The 20793-nt window shown below is 40.7% G+C and carries 13 protein-coding genes; all 13 read left to right on the forward strand.

From position 1 onward, the window contains the following. Positions 1-51 precede the first annotated feature (51 nt). On the forward strand, positions 52-5103 hold the full coding sequence (locus tag LI162_RS09900; RefSeq protein WP_227156428.1) for a SpaA isopeptide-forming pilin-related protein: 5052 nt from the start codon (positions 52-54) through the stop codon (positions 5101-5103). Between the two features lie 69 nt (positions 5104-5172). Beyond that, positions 5173-6732 (forward strand): SpaH/EbpB family LPXTG-anchored major pilin, encoded by a 1560-nt coding sequence (locus tag LI162_RS09905; protein WP_227156430.1) that lies wholly within the window; start codon positions 5173-5175, stop codon positions 6730-6732. Positions 6733-6846: 114 nt separating this feature from the next. After that, entirely contained in the window at positions 6847-7677 is an 831-nt protein-coding gene (locus tag LI162_RS09910) for a class C sortase (RefSeq protein WP_227156432.1), read from the forward strand. Between the two features lie 22 nt (positions 7678-7699). Beyond that, complete coding sequence (locus tag LI162_RS09915; protein ID WP_227156433.1) at positions 7700-8794, forward strand: Cna B-type domain-containing protein; 1095 nt, start codon at positions 7700-7702, stop codon at positions 8792-8794. Further along, on the forward strand, positions 8791-9438 hold the full coding sequence (locus LI162_RS09920; RefSeq protein WP_055158280.1) for a sortase: 648 nt from the start codon (positions 8791-8793) through the stop codon (positions 9436-9438). The genes LI162_RS09915 and LI162_RS09920 overlap by 4 nt, the downstream gene beginning before the upstream one ends. Before the next feature lie 117 nt (positions 9439-9555). Further along, positions 9556-11652 (forward strand): NAD(P)-dependent oxidoreductase, encoded by a 2097-nt coding sequence (locus LI162_RS09925; protein WP_227156435.1) that lies wholly within the window; start codon positions 9556-9558, stop codon positions 11650-11652. A 77-nt stretch (positions 11653-11729) separates the two neighbouring features. After that, positions 11730-12623, forward strand: coding sequence for a hypothetical protein (locus LI162_RS09930; RefSeq protein WP_227156437.1), 894 nt, complete (start codon positions 11730-11732; stop codon positions 12621-12623). Then, complete coding sequence (locus LI162_RS09935) at positions 12611-14452, forward strand: DUF2194 domain-containing protein (RefSeq protein ID WP_226875915.1); 1842 nt, start codon at positions 12611-12613, stop codon at positions 14450-14452. Before LI162_RS09930 ends, LI162_RS09935 begins: the two co-directional genes overlap by 13 nt. A gap of 39 nt (positions 14453-14491) precedes the next feature. Further along, entirely contained in the window at positions 14492-15916 is a 1425-nt protein-coding gene (pelF, locus tag LI162_RS09940; protein ID WP_055158274.1) for a GT4 family glycosyltransferase PelF, read from the forward strand. Beyond that, positions 15897-17366 (forward strand): exopolysaccharide Pel transporter PelG, encoded by a 1470-nt coding sequence (gene pelG, locus LI162_RS09945; RefSeq protein ID WP_226866442.1) that lies wholly within the window; start codon positions 15897-15899, stop codon positions 17364-17366. The genes pelF and pelG overlap by 20 nt, the downstream gene beginning before the upstream one ends. Beyond that, positions 17353-19131 (forward strand): CotH kinase family protein, encoded by a 1779-nt coding sequence (locus LI162_RS09950; RefSeq protein WP_227156439.1) that lies wholly within the window; start codon positions 17353-17355, stop codon positions 19129-19131. The genes pelG and LI162_RS09950 overlap by 14 nt, the downstream gene beginning before the upstream one ends. Continuing rightward, positions 19121-19870, forward strand: coding sequence for a polyphosphate polymerase domain-containing protein (locus LI162_RS09955; RefSeq protein ID WP_227156441.1), 750 nt, complete (start codon positions 19121-19123; stop codon positions 19868-19870). Before LI162_RS09950 ends, LI162_RS09955 begins: the two co-directional genes overlap by 11 nt. Beyond that, complete coding sequence (locus LI162_RS09960; RefSeq protein ID WP_227156443.1) at positions 19867-20538, forward strand: DUF4956 domain-containing protein; 672 nt, start codon at positions 19867-19869, stop codon at positions 20536-20538. Before LI162_RS09955 ends, LI162_RS09960 begins: the two co-directional genes overlap by 4 nt. Positions 20539-20793 lie beyond the last annotated feature (255 nt).

The raw sequence follows: 20793 nt of genomic DNA on the forward strand, positions 1-20793 counted from the left end.
GGACGGAAAAGGAATAAGACAGCAGATACGAAACCGGAAGAAGGCTGAGTAATGCAGAGAAATTGGAGAACAGAGTATTTCAAAAACTTAATAAAAGATAAAACCAGAACGAAAAGATGGAGAAAGGTATTGCTCTGTCTTTCTTGTGTTGTAGTTTTTTGGACAGTTTATGCACTGATTCTGCCGGCTATCACACTGGAAAGTAAGAAATGTAATATTGAAGAGCATACGCATAGCGCGGAGTGTTATTCAGAGAGTCAGGAACTGATCTGTGGGAAAGAAGAACATGTCCATACGGCGGAGTGTACGTCGATAAGTAATAATGACTCGTCCAATTCGGGGGAAGATGCAGGAACTGTGCCAGACACTTCTGGGAATGATGCGAATGGAAACGAAGAGGGGAAAAATACTCCAGAAGAATCTGTAATACCAGAGGAATCCATAGTACCGGCGGAACCAGAGACGTCAAGTGGAACGGGAACAACAGAAACACCTGGTGAGACAGGGGAGTATGTGCTGAATGACCATACTGATCAAATCACATCAGTTACATTCACATATAAAAAGGACGGCAAAGAAGTAGAAGTTGATAAAGGACAAACAATCGATACTCCAGATGATTTGAGCATGAATATCAAAGTTGTATTTAAATCTATTCCGGTAGCAACTTTAAGAGAGCATAATGGAAAATTTGTTTATAATCTTCCTAAAGAATTTCAAATTAAAGAGACAACTACAAAAAATATGACAGAAGATAGTAAAGTGATCGGAACAATCACTGTGGATACAAATGGAAAAGTAGTTGTTGCATATAATGATGAATATTTAAACGGATTGAATGCGAATTCAACAATTGGTGGAAATTTCTTCGCAGCTGCTGAACTCAAATTAAACTCAGTAACAGAGGGAAATGGAAAGACAACTGTCACAACACCAAACGGTGATATCACAATCAATTTAGGCACGGATTATAATGAACACTATGGAACGGTTGCAGTAACCAAGCAGTGCAGTAAAGAAGGCGGTGATTATATTAAATATACAGTTACTGTTACTGCAGGTGAAGATGGAATCAAGAATCTATATGTAGTTGATCAGTTTACAGAGAATAAAAATCTGGTAAATTATGTTGGTATTGGAAAAACTACACAAACCCTTAATTCTGCAGAGAATCATCAAAATCCATATGAAACGATTACAAGCAGTGAGAGCAGTCCGGCACCAGGAACGATTTATTTAACAAATGAAGCAAATTCGGGACAAAAGATTCCGGAATCAATCACAGATACTACAGCTGTTACAGAACCGGGAAGCTTTGTATGGAATATTGCAGAGATGAAGGCGAGAGAAATCCGGACACTGACTTATTTTGTTAAGTTAAAAGATACTGCGGGAATCATAAATGTAGAGAATAATCAAAACATTAGAAACAAAGCACAATTATATACAAAAGGTGTAAGTGATAAGATTTATACAAAAGGTGATTCAGAAAATGTCTTTCAACCGCATATTGATTATACAATGCAAAAAGAGGCTGCAACACCAACAAAAGATGCGGAAGGAAATTATATCATTGAATATACATTAAGATTTAGTTTAAATGAGGCAAGTAATTATCCACTTAAAAATTTTGTTTTTTGGGATTATCTGAATTATTCAGGGTATACAACTCATGGTGATATGCATCCATATATTTCTTATATTCCAGAATCTTTTCAAGTAATTAATTCTAAAAATGAAAATATTACTGAGAATATGGATATATATTGGGCAAAAGGAAATGATGAAAATTACAAAAAAGATTGGGATTTTGAGACAGGTGGAAACCCGGTGCGTTTTAAGATAATGGGGAAAAAGGGAAGTCCTATTAATGTTAATCCCGGAGAAACATATTCAGTGACTTATAAATTAAAAGTGCAACCCGAAGTATATGCAGTAATGAAAGCAAACAGTGTAGAGATAAAAAATAAATATCTTGCATCTTGCAGCAATGCGTGTAAATCAGATGGTTACATAGGAAATACAGGGCGTACAGTCACTTTAAACGATTATCAATGGGTGCAGAAGACGAAGGACAACGAACCTACAAGCGAAAGCGTGGATATTTCGATACCTTCTGATCAAGAGAAGTACCAATATACAAGTGAAGGTATTTCCAAAATATCATCAGAGTCTTCTGGAACTTCAGAATCTGTTACTGTCCCGGCAGGAAGCTGGAAATATACAGTTATTGTCAACAAGACACTTGGTCAATGGGATCTGACGGATACTACTATGACAGATACATTAAGTCCGGATTACATGCAATATGTTGGTTATGTGAAGATTACGGCATATGAAGAAGGAAAAGAAGAACCTGTTAGAACAAAGTGGCTTGATATTGATGAAAAATCATCGTTTTCTTTAAAACCGTCTCAGATTGGTTGGACAGAAAATTTATACTGGTATAAATTCGAGTATTATGCAACCCCAAAAAATTTGGGCACAATCAGTAAAGAGAATGTAACAAATACATTTAAATTAGATAAAGCAAGAAGAAACGGACAAGAGTTTGCTTTTGGGGACGCTGTAAAATCTTCACAGACAGTGACGATTACCGGTCATTATAATTTAAATGCACAAAAGAAGGCATGGTATTATGAAAAGCCGGAAGAGAATGCAACAACATGGCAGAATGGTCAGCTATATTGGATTATTGAAGTGAAAGGATCTGTGATAAAAAAAGGTACTCAAATAAAGGATGCAGTATCTTGGGATAAAGTGTCTTTTATACATAATAATGGAGAATCAATAGTCGGAGTCTATCAAGGTGATTTAGAAGGAATAGAAACAAGATATAAAAACTTTGTGGAATTTCAACAAGCCAATACAGCTAGTAAGAAAGAAATAAATGAGTTATTTGAACTATCTTATAACGGCAACAGAGATGGATTTGATAATGGTGAGCATAATGGTAGATTTAATGATATGTTCATTAAGGCAAAGAAGGATATTGAACTTGGAGAAAATCAAAATCTGTATATTATTGTCAGAACAGAACCGTTGGATTTACCAGAGGAATACCGTGAACCGAAAAGATATGAGAATAGATTATTTATCATTGATTCGGGGAAAAGTGAAAATGATCAAAGAGAAATGGGCTCTGCGGAACAAAGTCTTTACAACGGTGGGGATATCCTAAAAGAGCTGGGGCAGACTTTTGAATATGATCGTACTGATGGTACGGATGGCACTGTTAAAGTTATTGAGCCTGGAAAAGATAAAGGTGATATAAACAGAATTTGCAAAAATCTGCTGACAAGCGGTGTATATGCAGCATGGGCATTTAAAGTGAATTATACCGGTGAACTGCAAGGAACTTATCGTGTTCTGGAAGAAATTCCGGATGGTATGGAACTTGCGTATATCCGTATTAAATGGCCTGGAGATAACGCACAGGATATTGTATCAAAAGACATTACAGGACTTGGTGGAGAGTGGGAAAGAAAAAGCAATTCTACTACCACTGACCGCGGTCAAGAAAATCAGGAAACCATTTATTATGTGAATAAAAATGGAAAACAGGCATTGATTGAACTTGGAGAATTCAAAGCAGGAAAAATTGTTGATGATTACTCCGTCGATGTACAGGTTGTCTGCAGAGTAACGGATAAAAATGTTTTACTTGGTGGCGAAGAAAAAACGTTTACCAATAAAGTTACGCTACAAAATGCAGACGGAACAAAGGATATATCCACAGCCACGGCGAATGCAACGTTAAGTGACAACAATCTGACGAAAAAGAATAACCTGACGAATGAAAGTAATTATACAATGTCAGCAGCAAGTACAAGCCAGCGTCTGACTTACACTATTACTGCAAATGCACGTGGTCAGCAATTATTAACAGATGATGGAGAAAAATTAACTATAGTTGATAAGCTGGGTGACAATTTAAGCTTGGTTGGTGATTCTTTTCACGCCAGAAATCTGAAAGATAACACTAGTGTACCAATTAATCCAAAATATAATCTGAAGACTAAGATCATTGAAATTGAAATCCCAGATAAAACACCGGTTGAAATTACTTATTCAGCAACAGTAGATGTTGCACCTGATACGGATAAGAAAGTAAATGTTACGAATGAAGTTTATTGGAAATCATATTCTTCTGGTGGAGGAGCAACCAATACAATTAACAATTATTCTTATACGTTGAATGCAGGTGGTAGCACCGAAAGTACAGAACATCCTGTCTTAACAATTAAAAAGACAGATCCGGATGATCTGATTAATAAATTGCAAGGTGTCAAATTTAGCATTTATGAATGTGAATTAGTGAAAAATAAGATTCAACGCAAATCAGACAGCGAAGTTACAAGCGGAACGACAAATGCAGCTGGGGTTTATACCGTAGAAGCTACAAAACTGAATTACAATACGATCTATGAAGTGAAAGAGACGAAAACGGTAGAGGGATATATTCTTGATGAGACACCACATTACATTATGCGTGTTAAAAAAGAAGATTCCAGAGATTATTCAGACGTAGTAAAACAGTATATAACTTATTGTGAAGAGAAGAATAACCCAAATCAATATAAGGTTGCATATGATTTACAGTCATTTAATCTGGATGTTTATAATGCTCAACAAGGAATTATTGTTAAAAAAGACTTTATCAATGACGCAGCCGGAAATTCTCACAATCCAGTAAGTGGAACCTATAGGTTTGGTCTTTATAACAATGCTAATGGAGAGGGTGATCCACTGGAAATAGTTTCTATTGAATATAGTCCGGGTGATGCGGGAGGGAAGACAGCAAAATTTAAGAATCAAGAGCTAAATACAACATATTATGTATTCGAGTTGGATGACAACAAACGACCGATTAAAGCTTCACAAGAAGCAACAATAAACAAACAGCAGTATATAGTAACATATTCTAATAATGCTGCTAATAATGCTGCTAAGTGTGGTGATACAGTAACGGTGACAAACCAAAGCCATACAAAAATGCTGCCGACAACCGGTAGTTGTGGAACTCTTCTTTACAGATTAGCAGGAACGATATTAATGCTCTTAGCAAGCCTGCGTATGCTGTTAAGATATACAAAAAAATAACAAAAGAGAGTGTGTTTCCCTGACCTGAAAAAATCGGGGGGGGTGACAGAAAAACAAGGAAGAAGAAAAATGAAGGTTATTAAGAAGATTGCAGCCATTATGTTTGCTCTCGTAATGGTAATCTCAATGGGCGCTAATGTGAGCGTGGCACATGCGGAAGAAGGAGCACAATCTGGTACAAAAGTAAAGATTACAATTGATAAAGCGGTCAACGGTCAGACATATACTATTTATAAGATGTTAGACTTAGAGAGTTATGATCCAGGGAACGGATTATATTCTTATAAACCGGCAAGTGAAGCATGGAAAACATTTTTTGCAGACGGAAAGCCAGGTCACGACTATGCAACTATTAATGAAAATGGTTATATAACTTGGACAGATAAAAGTAAAGCTGGAGAAACTGAAGGCGGAAAAAAGGTCAGATTAGAAAAGGAAGCAGCAGAATTAGCACAGAAAGCATTAGCTTATGCTAAAGATACAGATAATCATATCACTGCGACAGAAGAAAAAAAGGCTAATGCAACTACAGTGGAATTTAGTGAGCTTGATCTCGGTTACTACCTGGTAGATTCAAGTCTTGGTACACTTTGTGGACTTGATACAACAAATCCTACAGTGACAATTGAAGAAAAGAATGGTGAGCCTACAGTAGAGAAAAAGGTTAGTAGTAAAAGCGACGGTGAATATTCTGATAGTAACTTTGCCAACATTGGAGATAAAGTATACTTCAAGACTGTAATCACTGCACAGGCAGGTGCTCAAAATTATGTTTTGCATGATACAATGAGTGAAGGACTTACCTTTAGCAAGGATATTCAAATAAGATTAAATAGTGAAAATGGAACTGAAATTTCAACAGATAACTATACAATCAAATTAAATCCAAGTGTTATGAATAATCCTACAAATCCTACTACAGATGAATGTACCTTTGACATAAAATTTACTGAGGCATTCTGTAGTAGTTTGAAAGCGGGTGATAAAATTTATGTTACCTATTCTGCAACACTGAATGGTAAAGCATTTATAGGGATGAAAGAAGATGGAACTGCAAATACAAATACAACTAAGATAGGATATGGTGAGGGGATTAAAGAAAGTACGTCATCTAAGACGGAAACTTATACATTTCAGATCCCTGTATTCAAATATACAGGAGCTGAAAAAACAGCTCTTGCAAAAGCAAAATTTGCGTTGTATGAGTCTGAAACAGGTGAACAGGCTATTAAATTAATCAAAAAAAATGAAACAGAGGATTATCGTAGAGCTTTAGGTACAGAAAGTGGTATAACAGAAGTAGAGACTACAAATACAGGAAAATTTAGTATTCAGGGCCTTAAACCAGGAACATATTGGTTAGAAGAGACAGCTGCACCAAAAGGATACAACAAGTTGGTTAAGAGAATTAAAATAGAATTGAGTGAGTATGGAAGCATTTCTAAAATTGATGATGAAGCACCAACATCTACGGACGGTATTATTCAGGTTAACGTAGAAAACAAATCCGGTTCCCTCCTCCCATCCACAGGTGGTATTGGTACAACTGTATTCTACATCGCAGGTGCTTTCTTAGTACTCATTTCTGGTGTTGTAATGATTGCAAAGAAGAGAACAGACTCTAAATAAAGAAAGAACAGTTACTAATCGCACGTAGTGTGAACAGTAACAGGATTAAATTTGTTGTAAGGGGAATGGGAAGCATTCCCTTTACAACAGTAAGGAGAGGGTTGTAAGAGCAAGATGAAAAAACAGATATCAACGATTATTACCGTGATTGTTTTTGTTACAGACCTGTCCTTACTGTTGTATCCAACAGTGAGTAATTATTGGAATTCATTACATCAGACGAAAGCGGTTGCGAATTATTCGGATGCGATGGAGAAGATGGACAAGCAGAAAAAGCAGGATGCGATTGATGCGGCGAAGGCATATAATGAAGCCCTTTTATCGAATGCCGGGCGTTTTACACCGACGGAAGAAGAACTGAATACTTACAAAAGTTTATTGAATGCAGATAGTACGGGAATGATGGGATATATTGAGATTCCGGAGATTCGATGTGAGCTTGCTATTTATCATACGGTAGAGGAGTCAGTCTTGCAGGTTGGGATAGGACATCTGGAAGGATCCAGTTTACCGGTAGGCGGAAGTGGAACGCATTGTGTTTTATCCGGGCACAGAGGACTTCCGAGTGCACAGCTTTTTACGAAGCTGGACCGATTGAAGAAGGGAGACATTTTCACGCTTCATGTATATGATCAGGTACTGACATATGAAGTAGATCAGATTGCGATTGTAGAGCCTGAGGATTATGGACTTCTTCAGATTGAGGAAGGACAGGATCTGTGTACTTTATTTACTTGTACGCCTTATGGTATTAATACGCATCGTTTGTTGGTACGTGGGCACAGGATCGAGAATCGTGCAGGAAGTGATGTGAGAGTTACATCAGATGCGGCGAAGGTAAGTAGTATACTGGTTGCAGTATGTATTGCCATTCCTCTTTTAATCATCAGTTTCCTTGTAGCGGATTGGTCCGCTAGTCGTTCGAAGAAAAAGAATAAGAAATAAATCAATCAGTGGGAGGGAGAACATGCGAAGTCCAAAGAAAAGAATCCGCCACAGAGACAGGAATTATATGATATATGTGTTGACATTTCTCATTGCGCTGACCGGGATACTCGGAATCTCAAAGGGCAGTCCGGTTCTGGCAGCGGAAGAAGAGAGTACACAGAAGGGAAGCATCTCGATTGTCTGCCCGGTTGAGGGGATGGAATTGTCTCTGTACCGTGTGGCAGAGTATGAGGAGTCAGGCAGTTTTACATTGACGGAACAATTCCAGAAGTATCCGGTCTCACTGGAGCAGAAGAGCCAGGAGGGCTGGCAGGGTGCAGCGGATGCACTGGCGGACTATATCAGACGTGATGGAATCACAGCAGACGCAGTGCTTGTATCAGGTTCGGACAGGAAAGTATGTTTTACAGAGCTTAATCGGGGACTTTATCTTGTGCTGGGACAGACAACAGAGCTGCAGGAAGACGGTAAGACACAGATCTATGAACCGCAGACAGCATTGATCGCATTGCCGGAGGATTCAAAGGAAACTTCAGAAGGGACAGATCCTTATCAGGTGACAGCGGTTCTGAAGTTCGAGAAGAACGACAAACCGGGAAAGCCGGAGGAGCCGGGGAATCCAGAAGAGGAAGAAGAGACGAAGATTCATGTATTGAAAGTGTGGAAGCAGGATCAGGAGAAAGAACGCCCGGATTCTATCGTGGTAGAGCTGCTGCAGACAGATGTGGAAGGGAATACAACAGTCGCTGACCGCCAGACACTTACGAAAGAAAACCAGTGGTCCTATACATGGAAGAATCTTTCCACGCTGATGCGCTGGAGCGTGTCTGAGGCAGAGGTGCCGAAGGGGTATACCGTTGCTGTTACGCGTGAAGGGAATACAGTTGTCTTGACAAATACAGCAAAGAAACCGGGAAAGTCGGATGGAGAAGTGAATCCACCATCGAAGAAGCCGACAGATAAGACAACAAATAAAACGACAGACAAGACATCAGACAAGCTCCCACAGACAGGACAGCTTTGGTGGCCGGTACTTGTACTTTTGTTTGCAGGTGCGATCTGTCTGCTGGTGGGAAGAGTTTTACGGGATAGAAAAGAAGAGAAGAATAGATGAGCAAGAAGAAAAAGAATTGGATAGGAAAGATATTTACAATCACAGGGTTGCTGCTTTTCGCAGCAGCCCTTGCTCTTTCTGTATACAATCTCTGGGATGATTATCGGGCAGAGCAAAGCAAAGAGAAGCTGTTGGAAGAATATAGAGACAAAAACCAGAATATTTCTGATGAGGGAGAGCAGGCAGAAGAATCTGACGGACAGATACCGGATTATCAGTTGAACCCGGAGATGGAGATGCCGGAGGTCATGTTGGAAGAGCTGGATGGCGCAGCGTGCATCGGAGTGCTTGAGATACCAGAGATTGATCTGAAGCTTCCGGTATTGAGCAAATGGAGCTATCCGCTTCTGAAGAAAGCACCTTGCCGCTATTCGGGCAGTGCTTATCTGGATAATCTCGTGATTGCGGCACATAATTACAGAACACATTTCGGAAAGTTGAAAGAACTTGAGAACGGTGACGAGGTGCTCTTCACAGATGCAGCCGGAAACCGGTTCGAATACAAAGTGGCGGCGGTAGAGGCACTGACTCCACAAAGCGTGGAAGATATGACAAGCGGAGAGTGGGCGCTGAGCTTGTTCACCTGTACGCTGGATGGAAAGAACAGGGTGACGGTGCGGTGTGACTTCAATGTTTTACCATAGTGAATTTTGTTATAGAATGGCGCTTAATCAGCTATAATTTGTATAAGATTAGTCTATTCTAATCTGAAAGGAAAAATGTTATACTAAAGGAAATGAATAATATGAGGCTATCATCTTATGAAATTATTAGTAACTGGAAACATCGGATATATCACAACTGAATTTATTAAGGAAGCCTTCCCGGAGTGTCAGATTCTTTTGCTTGGAGAGACTGCATTAAAGTCAGATCGTCGCAAGGGAATATCGGTACATCCAATGCCACACGCAGAGAAGGAATTTGAAGATATCTTTAAGACTTATGAATTTGAGGGTGTGATTTATTTTTCTAATTATCTCACCTTTCATGGGAAGAAAGACGGTGAGCTTGAGACTTTACGTAAAGTATTACATTATTATAAAGGAAATACGAATTCACGATTGCTGTATATTACCGGTCCGGAGGGTTTGTATGAAGAAACGACCGGAAAGACATTGATGGTTCGTACTGTAGAGGAGTTCTGCAGACAGTATTGCGAACTGCATCAGATTTCTGTTAAGATTCTGCGTGCGCCGTATCTTTATTCCGGCACTTACGAGGAGGATTATTTCTTTCAATTATTTTCTAAAGCACTCAATCAAAAGTCGATCCTCTTTGAAGAAGCACCATCTCAGGAAATGTATTTTCTTGCTCTGAGTGATCTTGCGGACCTGTTATATAAGATTTTTGATAACTGGAATGAGGAGAGTACTTATCTTCAGATTCCGCAAGTGTTTCATTTTACCTTTGAACAGCTCGGAGAAAAGCTTAAGCAGATATTTCCATTCGCACACATTACATATCTTGCAGATGCGATGATTCAGGAGAGAACAGTCACTGACAAGATATTGAGGAATGAATATGGCTGGTTTCCGAAGATTTCTCTGTTGGAAGATCTCTCGGAAATATATGCACAGTATTGTCAGAAGACAAATTATAAGATCCGAAAGATAGATGCTTTGAAGAGCTTTCTCAACAGTCATGCGACAGTTGTAAGAATCATCGAGCTGTTGCTCACATTTTTTGTGTTCGAGGTACTGAACCGAGTGGCAGGGAATCAGGTGCAGTTTGAGATGATCGATCTGCGGCTGGTATATATCGTGCTGTTCAGCAGTTTATACGGTATTAATTATGGACTCGCATCAGCAGGACTGGAATCCCTTTCGCTGTTGGCGGCATATGCAAAGACGGGAATCGGATGGACAACACTTTTTTACGAACCGTCGAACTGGATTCCATTTATCTTTTATTTCGCTGTCAGTGCAATCTGTGGATATGTACGATTGAAGAACACTGAGAATGTTCGGTTTATGAAAGCGGAAAATAAACTTATTTTAGATAAATTTTTATTTGCGCGGGAAATGTATCAGGAGACGCTTCGGGATAAGCGTCAGTACAAGAAGCAGATTCTGGGAAGTCGAGACAGTTTTGGTAAGATTTTTGACATTACGAAAAAACTTGATGTCTTTCTTCCGCAGGATCTTTTTATCGAAACGCTTCATGTGATGGAATCTGTTCTTGAGAATCATACGATTGCAATCTATTCAGTGGGAAAGAAAAAGCAGTTCGGACGACTTACGATCGCATCACAAGGAATGAAAGATGTGTTTGCTAATTCTATTTGTATGAAGGATTATCTGGAGGCAAATGAGGCAGTAGAAGCCGGAAATGTATGGGTAAACCGGGAGTTCCTGGAAGGATATCCAATGTGTATGAAAGGAATTCAAAAAGACGGAGAGCTCGTGATGCTGATTTTTATTCAGGATGTAAAGGGCGAGCAGCTTTCTCTTTATTATCTGAATTTGTTCCAGGTTCTCAGTGGTCTGGTGGAGACCGCTCTTTTGCGTGCGCTGGAATACCAGGAAGCGGTTAAGAGCAGGCAGTATGTGGCAGGTACAAGTACATTGAAACCAGAGTATTTTGAAGAGAGATTGTATTCATTTCACGCTATGAGAGAAGAACAGCTGGCATCCTATACGCTTCTAAAACTGGATTATCCGCAGATGTCACTTGCGGAGGCGGATGCAGTGCTGCAGAAGTCTGTCCGTGAAAATGATGTCTGGGGAATTTCTGAAAAAGAAGAGCTGTTTCTCATTCTTTCGCAGACGGACAGGAAAGTATTGCCGATCATTCTTGCAAGACTGGAGAAGGGCGGATTTATATGTCATGAAATCGATGTTATCGAGAGTGCAGATTAAGTGAGAAAAGAAAGAGAAGCGAAGAATTATTGCCGGTCGCAACAGATTGTGACCGGCATATTTGTGGGAGAGATATTATGATTCAAACAGTGCTTGGGATACTTCTGATCCTATTACATATTGTTTGTTGTGTATTGGTCTGGATGGGGATAAAGACACAGTTTCTGAAAGTGAAAAAATATCTGATCGGACTTGTAGTCTTTGTTCCTTTCTGGGGGACGATATGTGTGCTGCTTTTGCATTTACAGAGGCTGACGAAAAGAGACAATAGAATAGAGCCGGGAGTGGAAAAGCTTCGTGTGAATGAAGAGATTTATAAAAATATTTTTCAGGCAGCTTCGGATATGGATGAGAAGATTGTTCCGCTGGAGGAAGCACTTCTGATCAATAAGCCGGGGATACGACGTGAGCTGATCATGGATGTGCTAAACGACGATCCGGAAGAATACATGGACATTCTGAAACAGGCTCGTATGAACGAAGATGTAGAGGTGGTTCATTATGCGATCACAGCTATGGTTGAGCTCTCTAAGGAGTATGACTTCCGGTTGCAGAAACTGGAAAAACTGTATGCGGCATCTCCGAATGATCCCGAAGTTCTGGATCAGTATTGTAATTTTATGGAAGAATATCTGAATCAGGGGATTCTGGAAGCACAGATGGAGAAAGAACAGCGGGTTCGTTATATCCGGCTTTTGAATCAAAAGCTGAAGATAAAAGCAACGCTCCATACATGTGTGTGCCTGTTTAAAAATCTGATGAAAAACGGAGATTATGTTCAGGCGGGAGAAATTCTGGAACTTATGGATCAGAAATGGCATCACAGAGAAGAATTCTGGACTCTGAAGATACAGTATCTGGCGGAACGTAAAATGGCATCTGAGTTACAGAAGTGTTTAAGACAGATGCAGGAGGAACATATTTATCTGTCTTCCAAGAGTAAGGAGGCATTGGATTTTTGGTTAGATTAAAATCATTGAAAACATTTCCGTTTAAAAGCATGTTAGTAATCCTGTGCGTCTTTATGATGATGGCAGTTGTTCTTTTTGCTGAACGAAGTGGTATTCAATATACAGAAAAGAATAGAAAAGTTGCGTATCTCGATCGAGAAGAAGTAGTCACCGAACAGACGGCTGTGAAGTCGCTTACGAAGACCTGTCTGGTCATTCGCAACAGTGCGGATGAAGCAAGTGAACAGGCCTGGACACAGTTTCAGCAAATATTTAAAGATATGAAGGTTGGGACGGATGTAGTCGATCTGCAGAGTGATTCTGTGATCCCTGACTATGATGAGTATGAAACAGTGGTTGTATTATTAAGTGATATCAGTCCATTGAAAGAGAAACTTTTGGAACTGTGTGACTGGGTTTCGGAAGGTGGAAATGCGCTCTTTGCGATGACTCTTCAGAAAACGGCATATACGTCGATAATAGAGCAGAAGCTTGGAATTATTTCTTCAGGTTATGAAAATACGGTTGTAGACAGTATTTATTTTGAACCGGATTTTATGCTTGGCGGCGGGCAGGCTTATGAAATCACAGATCCATATGATTCTGCCTGGTCAGTGCAGTTGAGTGAGCAGGCGAAGGTTCATGCGCAGGTAGAGGATGAAAACGGTCAGCCGGTTATCTGGGAAAATCAATATGGAAAAGGAAAGTTTGTAGTAGATAATTTTGGATTGTATGAGAAGGCAGTCCGTGGATTTTATGCAGCGTCTTACAGTCTTCTTACGGATGTCGGTATCTATCCGGTGATCAATGGATCAGCATTTTATCTGGATGACTTCCCGTCACCGGTTCCAAATGGAGACGGTACTTATGTGAAACGTGATTATGAGATGAGCATCAGCAATTTTTATATGAACGTATGGTGGCCGGACATGCTGGAACTTGCCTCTGATCATGGTATCCGTTATACAGGTGTGATGATTGAGAACTATGGGGATGCGACAGACGGGACGATCGAGAAGCAGAAAGATACCAAACGCTTCGAATATTTTGGAAATATGTTGCTCCATCAGGGCGGGGAGCTTGGATATCATGGATACAATCATCAGCCGTTAAGCCTCCCAAATACGGACTATGGCGATGTGCTTCCATATGACACCTGGAAAAATCAGTCGGCAATGAAAAAGGCTGTAAAGGAACTGGTACGATTTGGCGATAAAATATTTCCAAGCACATCGATGTCGGTTTATGTACCACCGTCCAATGTATTGTCGGCAGAAGGTAGGAGAATGCTTGCAGAGGATTTTCCGCAGATCAGGACGATCGCCAGTAACTATTTCACCGGTGAGTTTGCTTATGTGCAGGAATTTGAAGTGGCGGAGGACGGTATTGTGGAACAGCCTCGTATCATTTCAGGTGCGATCATTGATAGCTATATGAAGATGGCAGCATTGTCTGAATTGAACATGCATTTTGTGAACAGCCATTTTATACATCCGGATGATCTTCTGGACGAAGATCGTGGTGCGGCACTTGGCTGGGAAAAATTGAAAGGGAACTTAAGTGATTATATGGACTGGCTGGATGATTCAGCACCGTCCTTGAGACAGCTTACAGGTTCGGAACTGTCCGGCGCGATCCAGCGCTACGGAGCGGTCACATTTACAAAGACAGTGACAGATCAGGAGATCAGACTGGAACTCGACAATTTTTATGATGAAGTGTATTTTATGGTGCGGATCAACGAAGGAACACCGGGAGATGTTTCGGGAGGAAAACTTACGCATTTGACCGGAAATCTCTATTTGCTCAAGGCAAAGGAGCCGACTGTAACCATCGAGAAAACAGAATAAAATACGAAGCAGTAAAATGCGGCAGATAAGGAGTTAGTTGTGAGAATCTGTCTTATATTAGAGGGATGTTATCCCTATGTGTTTGGCGGTGTATCCACATGGATGCATCAGTATATCAATGAAATGAAAGAGCATGAGTTTGTTCTGTGGGTAATCGGAGCAAATGCGAAGGATCGAGGGAAATTTGTCTACGAACTTCCTGAAAATGTCGTCGAGGTCCATGAGGTTTTCCTGGATGATGCTCTGAGGCTGAAGGATTCAGGGAAAATGCTTCATGCTTTTACGAAGGAAGAAAAGAACAGCTTAAAGGAGCTGATGCTGTGCAAACGTCCGGACTGGGAGGTTTTGTTTCACCTCTATTATGACCAGAAACTGAACCCGATGTCCTTTTTGAAAAGTGAAGAGTTTTTGAATATATTGACAGAGTGCTGTATAAAAGATTATCCATATACTCCGTTTGCGGATGCATTTCACACGATGCGCTCTATGCTGCTTCCGGTTCTTTATCTGATGGGAAGTGAAGTGCCTAAGGCAGATGTTTATCACGCGATCTGTACGGGGTACGGAGGACTTCTTGCGTGTCTCGGCGGATATGTCTATAAGAAGAAAGTGCTTTTGACGGAGCATGGAATTTATACAAGAGAGCGTGAAGAAGAGATCATCCGTGCAAAATGGGTACAGCCGGCATTTAAAAAGCAGTGGATCGCCTTCTTTTATATGTTGTCGGATATTATTTATACGAGAGCCTTTTCTGTCTCAGCGTTGTTTACCAATGCTATGCTTGCACAGATTCAGATGGGATGTGACAAGGAAAAATGTCGTGTAGTTGAGAATGGAATCAATTACGAACGACTCTCTTCTATTCCGTTGAAAGAAGAAGACGGATGGGTTGATATTGGCGCAGTTGTGCGTCTGGCGCCGATCAAGGATATCAAGACAATGATTTATGCGTTTTATGAGCTGTGTACGAAAAGAGATCATGTGCGGCTCCATATTATGGGTGGCGTTGATGATGAGGAGTATGCTCAGGAATGCTATGCGCTGGTCGATCAGTTACATTTGGAAAATGTGATCTTTACAGGCCGTGTGGATATTATCTCCTATATGGAAAAGCTGGATTTTACAATTTTGACGAGTATATCAGAAGGACAGCCGTTGTCTGTCCTGGAATCATTTGCCGCAAGGCGTCCTTGTGTGACTACGGATGTGGGCTGTTGCAGGGAACTTCTGGACGGGAACGAGGAGGACTGTTATGGATCCGTAGGATATTGTGTTCCGCCAATGTATCGTGAGGGACTTGCGCAGGCAATGGATCAGATGTGTGCTTCCAGAACGCGAAGACTTCGTATGGGCGCAAATGCACAGAAACGGGTAAAGGCGTATTATCGAAAAGAAGAAATGATTGAAAAGTATCGGAAAATGTATCGGGAGGTGGAAGAAGCAGATGGCCGGAATCGGATTTGAGTTAAAGAAATTATTCCAGAAAAGTGGAATTGCATCGACTGCGAAAGCCTATGGATATGCCGGAATTATCTGTACAGGTCCGATGTTGCTTGGTATTGTATTGCTGGTTGGGATTACCTTTATCTGTGATCATACCGGCGCGACAAGGCATAACCGGGAGCTTTTAAACTGTATGATTACTTATACACTTCTCGCTTCGCTGACTGTGACAAGCTTCTTTTCTATGGTTGTAACGAGATATATTGCGGATATGTTGTATGAAGAACGACATGAAACAGTGCTCCCTTCCTTCTGGGGATCGACAACGATTCTGCTTGTTGTCGGTGGAATCATGTACGGAATCTTTCTTTTGTTTTCCGGAATCAATCTGATTGATCAGTTTTTGTGTCTGGAGTTTTTCGGAGAACTGATCGTCACATGGAATGCGATGAGTTATCTGACCGCGATAAAGGATTATAAAGGGATACTTCTATCGTTTGTGTCGGCAGTGACAGTGTCGCTTTTGATTGGAGTTCTACTGGTTTTGATCGGAATTCCACATGTAGAGGCAATGATGATTGCTGTAACGATCGGATATGGGATCATGCTTCTGTGGGACGTGACACTGCTATACCGTTATTTTCCACAGAGTGAGAGCAGTGCATTTTTCTTTCTGCGCTGGGTGGATCAATTCCTTCCGCTTGCTTTTATAGGCTTGTTTACGAATATCGGACTTTTTGCACATTTGGTTATTATGTGGTGTAGTCCGATCCATGTACATGTACAGGGGTTATTCTATGGTGCTCCGTATCACGATGTCCCTGCAATGATCGCATATCTGACGATTCTTATAACGACAGTTAATTTCGTTGTGTCGGTGGAAGTGAATTTCTATCCGAAATACAGGAATTACTACAGTCTGTTTAATGACAGAGGAGAAATTAAAGATATTTTACAGGCAGGAAACGAGATGAAAGAAGTTTTGAATATGGAGCTGAAGTATACGGCACTGAAGCAGCTTCTTACAACGGCATTGGCGCTTTCTGTAGGACAGCTTCTCCTGACCTATCTTCCGCTTGGATTTAATGATCTTATGGAAGGCTATTTCAGGACACTGTGTGTCGGTTATGGACTTTATGCGGTTGCTAATACAATGATGCTGATCCTGCTGTATTTTACAGATTATAAAGGAGCATTATATGCAACAGGAATGTTTGCGGCGTGTACGACAGGATTTACCTGTATATCTCTATTTTTCCCGCAAGTATACTATGGCTTTGGATTTTTACTTGGAAGTGCAGTATTCTTTCTGATCTGTACGCTGCGGCTTGGATATTTTATTAAAAAACTTCCGTATTATATTTTGAGTGTACAACCAATCGTGGCGGAAGATAAAACAGGATTTTTCACACGGTTAGGATGTTTTCTGGAAGAGAAAATAGAAAGGGGAGACGAGCTTGAAAAATTATAAATCAATTGCACTGGGATGTGCCCTTTTATTAGGAATGTCCTGTTGCCTGACGGGATGTACAGCTTTGGGGAAAACAGGGAATGCTTCAGAAACAAAGACAGAGCAACAAGAAACAATAGAAAAGGCCAAGACACAGGATATCAATGACGTTCATCTTCGAGATAAGGACAGCCTCTATGAAAATGATGACGAGACGAGTGTTGTGACAATGTATCTTACGGTTTCTCAAGGGAATTCTTCGGAGGGTACGAATCATACCTGGAAGGAAATCAACAGTTATTCGGCTTATGATTATGACAAAATGGGAGTAGACCGTTACCAGACAGCGGCGCTCCTCCAGGTTGGAGATGAGTCTGGTCCACAGAGTGGAGAGGTTGGTTACGGTGAAAGTGTGCCGAATGCGACGGTGCAGATCAGAGGGCAGACTTCAAGCAGTAATGCACAGAAAAATTATAAGATAGAACTGAAAAAGAATAAAGGAACCTGGCGAGGACAGCGTACGATCAACCTGAATAAACACCAGACAGAGGGAATGCGTTTCCGCAATAAGCTGTCTTATGATCTTTTGAAGGGAATCCCACAGTTGATGTCTCTCAGAACCCAGTTCGTACATTTGTATGTGCGAGATCTCACCGAAGGGAACAACACGGAATTTCAGGATTATGGACTGTATACGCAGGTGGAGCAGCTCAACAAGGCGGGAATGAAGAATCATGGAATGGATTCAAATGGGCAGTTGTATAAGATCAATTCATTTGAGTTTTACCGTTATGAAGATGTGATAAAAAAAGAAGACGATCCGACCTATGATCAGACAGCATTTGAAAAGCTTCTGGAGATCAAGGGAGATTCTGACCATACGAAATTGATCCAGATGCTTACGGATCTGAATGATAATTCAAAATCGATTGGTAATATCCTGGATCAATATTTTGACAGAGAAAATCTGACGTATTGGATGGCATATCAGATCCTGACCGGGAATGTAGATACGCAGAACCGTAATACATATTTATATAGTCCACAGAATTCAAATACCTGGTATTTGATTGCGTGGGACAATGATGGATCATTTATGAGAACGGAATATAGTATTCAAAATCGTTCCGATCAGGGAAGCTGGGAATGTGGAATCAGTAATTACTGGGGAAATGTTCTTTTTCAGAGATGTCTGCAGTCCGAGGAGTTTCGTGAGGAACTTGATGCGGCAATTCAGGATCTGAGATCCTATCTCAGCGTAGAGCGGATCAGCAGTATGATAGAGAAATATCGTACAGTGACGCAGAAGTATTTGTATCAGATGCCGGACCAGATGAATGCACCGCTGACCGAAGCTCAATATGATACAGTTGCATCGGCAATCCCTTCCGAGGTGGAACAAAATTATGAGCTCTATAAGGAGAGTCTGGAAAAACCAATGCCATTTTATATTGGAGTACCGGTGATCGAGGGGAATATCTTGAAGCTGAATTGGGATGCGTCCTATGATTTTGATGCGGAGACAATTAAGTATACGGTTGAAGTGGCGAAAGACTATCAGTTTAATGAGATTATATTCCGTCAGGACGGTCTTCTGATTCCGGAAGCGGAGACGACAGTTCCGTCAGACGGACAGTATTTCGTCCGTGTCCGTGCGACAAACGAATCTGGAAAGACGCAGGATGCATTTGATTATTATGTAACCGATGATGGGAAAAACTATGGTATGAAATGCTTCTACATTACAGGCGGACAAAATGTTGAGGAAGATATTTATGAAGAATGATTTATCAAAAGAACGCTTCCGTAATGAGTGGAAATATCTGATCAGTACCAGTGAGAAAGAATTGCTGGAGCTGAGGATGAAGCATTTGTTGAAAAAAGATCCAAATGCAAAGGGAAATGGTTATATGATCCGCAGTCTCTATTTTGAAGATTATTTCAACAACGCTTATGCGGAAAAGGAATCTGGTGTCCTGATGCGAAAAAAATACCGAATCCGTATTTATGATTGTAGTGACCGTTCGATTAAGTTGGAGCGGAAGAAGAAATTCGGAAGTTATATTTATAAAGAAAGCGCTCCGCTGACAAAAGAAGAATTCTACAGGATTCTTGACGGGGATTATCAATTTTTATTAAAGAGTCCCTATCCATTGTGTAGAGAATTTTATGTGGAATGTGTCAGCAATCTCATGCGTCCACGTACGATCGTTGACTATGACCGTGTACCGTGGATCATGGATGAGGGGACAGTCAGGATCACATTTGACAGTGATGTGCGTGCGGCGGTCGGAAGTTATGACATCTTTGATCCGTCTCTTCCGACACTGTCTGTGCTGGAACCGGGGAAGCTGGTCATGGAAGTGAAATTCACAGAGATGCTTCCACAGATCGTGCGTGATCTGCTTCCGCCAAATGCACAGGAATTCACAGCAGTATCGAAATATATACTCTGTTATGAAAAGTCACAGTACTTACATGGGTTTGAATATTGGAATGAAACACAGGAGAGAAAACGATTATGAGTGTACAAGATATGATTAAGAAGTCGGTGCTGGAATCCGGCGTGTTTGACAGCTTTAATGCATCGAAGATGGCAATTTCGCTGATCGTGGCGTTGCTTCTCGGAGCAGTGATCTATATGGTTTACAGCAAGTTTTATGTAGGGGTGATCTTCTCTCGGAGCTTTGCGGTTACGTTGGTCGGCATGACACTTCTCACTTGCATGGTTACTCTGGCGATCAGTACGAATATCGTGATTTCCCTTGGTATGGTCGGAGCGTTGTCTATCGTTCGTTTCCGTACAGCGGTGAAAGATCCGATGGATCTGCTCTATCTTTTCTGGGCGATCACTACAGGAATCACAACCGGAGCAGGAATGTATGTGCTGGCTCTGATTGCGGCAGTTGTGATGATCGCGATGATCTTTCTGTTCTATCATAAGCAGCAGAAGGGCAGGATCTATATCGCAGTGATTCATTATCAGGGAGATGAGGCAGGTGATGAAATTATCCGCAGCTTTGGAAAAATGAAATATTTCATAAAGTCAAAGACGATGCGTGGAGAGAAGACAGAGATGGCGGTTGAAGTGTTCTGCCGCCAGAATGAGCTTAATTTCACAGAGAAGATCCGGAAGATCACGAATGTAGAAGATATTACATTGATCCAGTATAATGGAGAGTATCACGGATAAAATGAATTTTGTTGGAAACTTATTGCAGTAAAAGCCATTATTTATCTGATTTATGCAACAAATTGCAGGAGACGGTTATTTTATTGACCGTCTCTTTTTTGTGTGATATAACCTAATCATAGCAAACAACAAACGTTTGCATAGAAAGAAATGAACAATGCGCGTTGTTAGGAAACATTAAAAATCATGTTATCTCATACAAGAAAAAGGAGACAATAAAAATGGCAAAAGTAAAAACATTCAAGACAATTTTCC

Source organism: Mediterraneibacter sp. 210702-DFI.3.120, assembly GCF_020561005.1.
In the GTDB taxonomy this organism is placed as follows: domain Bacteria; phylum Bacillota; class Clostridia; order Lachnospirales; family Lachnospiraceae; genus Mediterraneibacter; species Mediterraneibacter faecis.

Excerpts from the sequence above, each read along its gene's own strand:
- LI162_RS09920 (WP_055158280.1), top strand. The coding sequence starts at position 8,791 with ATGAGCAAGAAGAAAAAGAATTGGATAGGAAAGATATTTACAATCACA.
- pelG (WP_226866442.1), top strand. The coding sequence starts at position 15,897 with ATGGCCGGAATCGGATTTGAGTTAAAGAAATTATTCCAGAAAAGTGGA.
- LI162_RS09925 (WP_227156435.1), top strand. The coding sequence starts at position 9,556 with ATGAAATTATTAGTAACTGGAAACATCGGATATATCACAACTGAATTT.
- LI162_RS09900 (WP_227156428.1), top strand. The coding sequence starts at position 52 with ATGCAGAGAAATTGGAGAACAGAGTATTTCAAAAACTTAATAAAAGAT.
- LI162_RS09930 (WP_227156437.1), top strand. The coding sequence starts at position 11,730 with ATGATTCAAACAGTGCTTGGGATACTTCTGATCCTATTACATATTGTT.
- LI162_RS09955 (WP_227156441.1), top strand. The coding sequence starts at position 19,121 with ATGAAGAATGATTTATCAAAAGAACGCTTCCGTAATGAGTGGAAATAT.
- LI162_RS09905 (WP_227156430.1), top strand. The coding sequence starts at position 5,173 with ATGAAGGTTATTAAGAAGATTGCAGCCATTATGTTTGCTCTCGTAATG.
- LI162_RS09960 (WP_227156443.1), top strand. The coding sequence starts at position 19,867 with ATGAGTGTACAAGATATGATTAAGAAGTCGGTGCTGGAATCCGGCGTG.
- LI162_RS09915 (WP_227156433.1), top strand. The coding sequence starts at position 7,700 with ATGCGAAGTCCAAAGAAAAGAATCCGCCACAGAGACAGGAATTATATG.
- LI162_RS09910 (WP_227156432.1), top strand. The coding sequence starts at position 6,847 with ATGAAAAAACAGATATCAACGATTATTACCGTGATTGTTTTTGTTACA.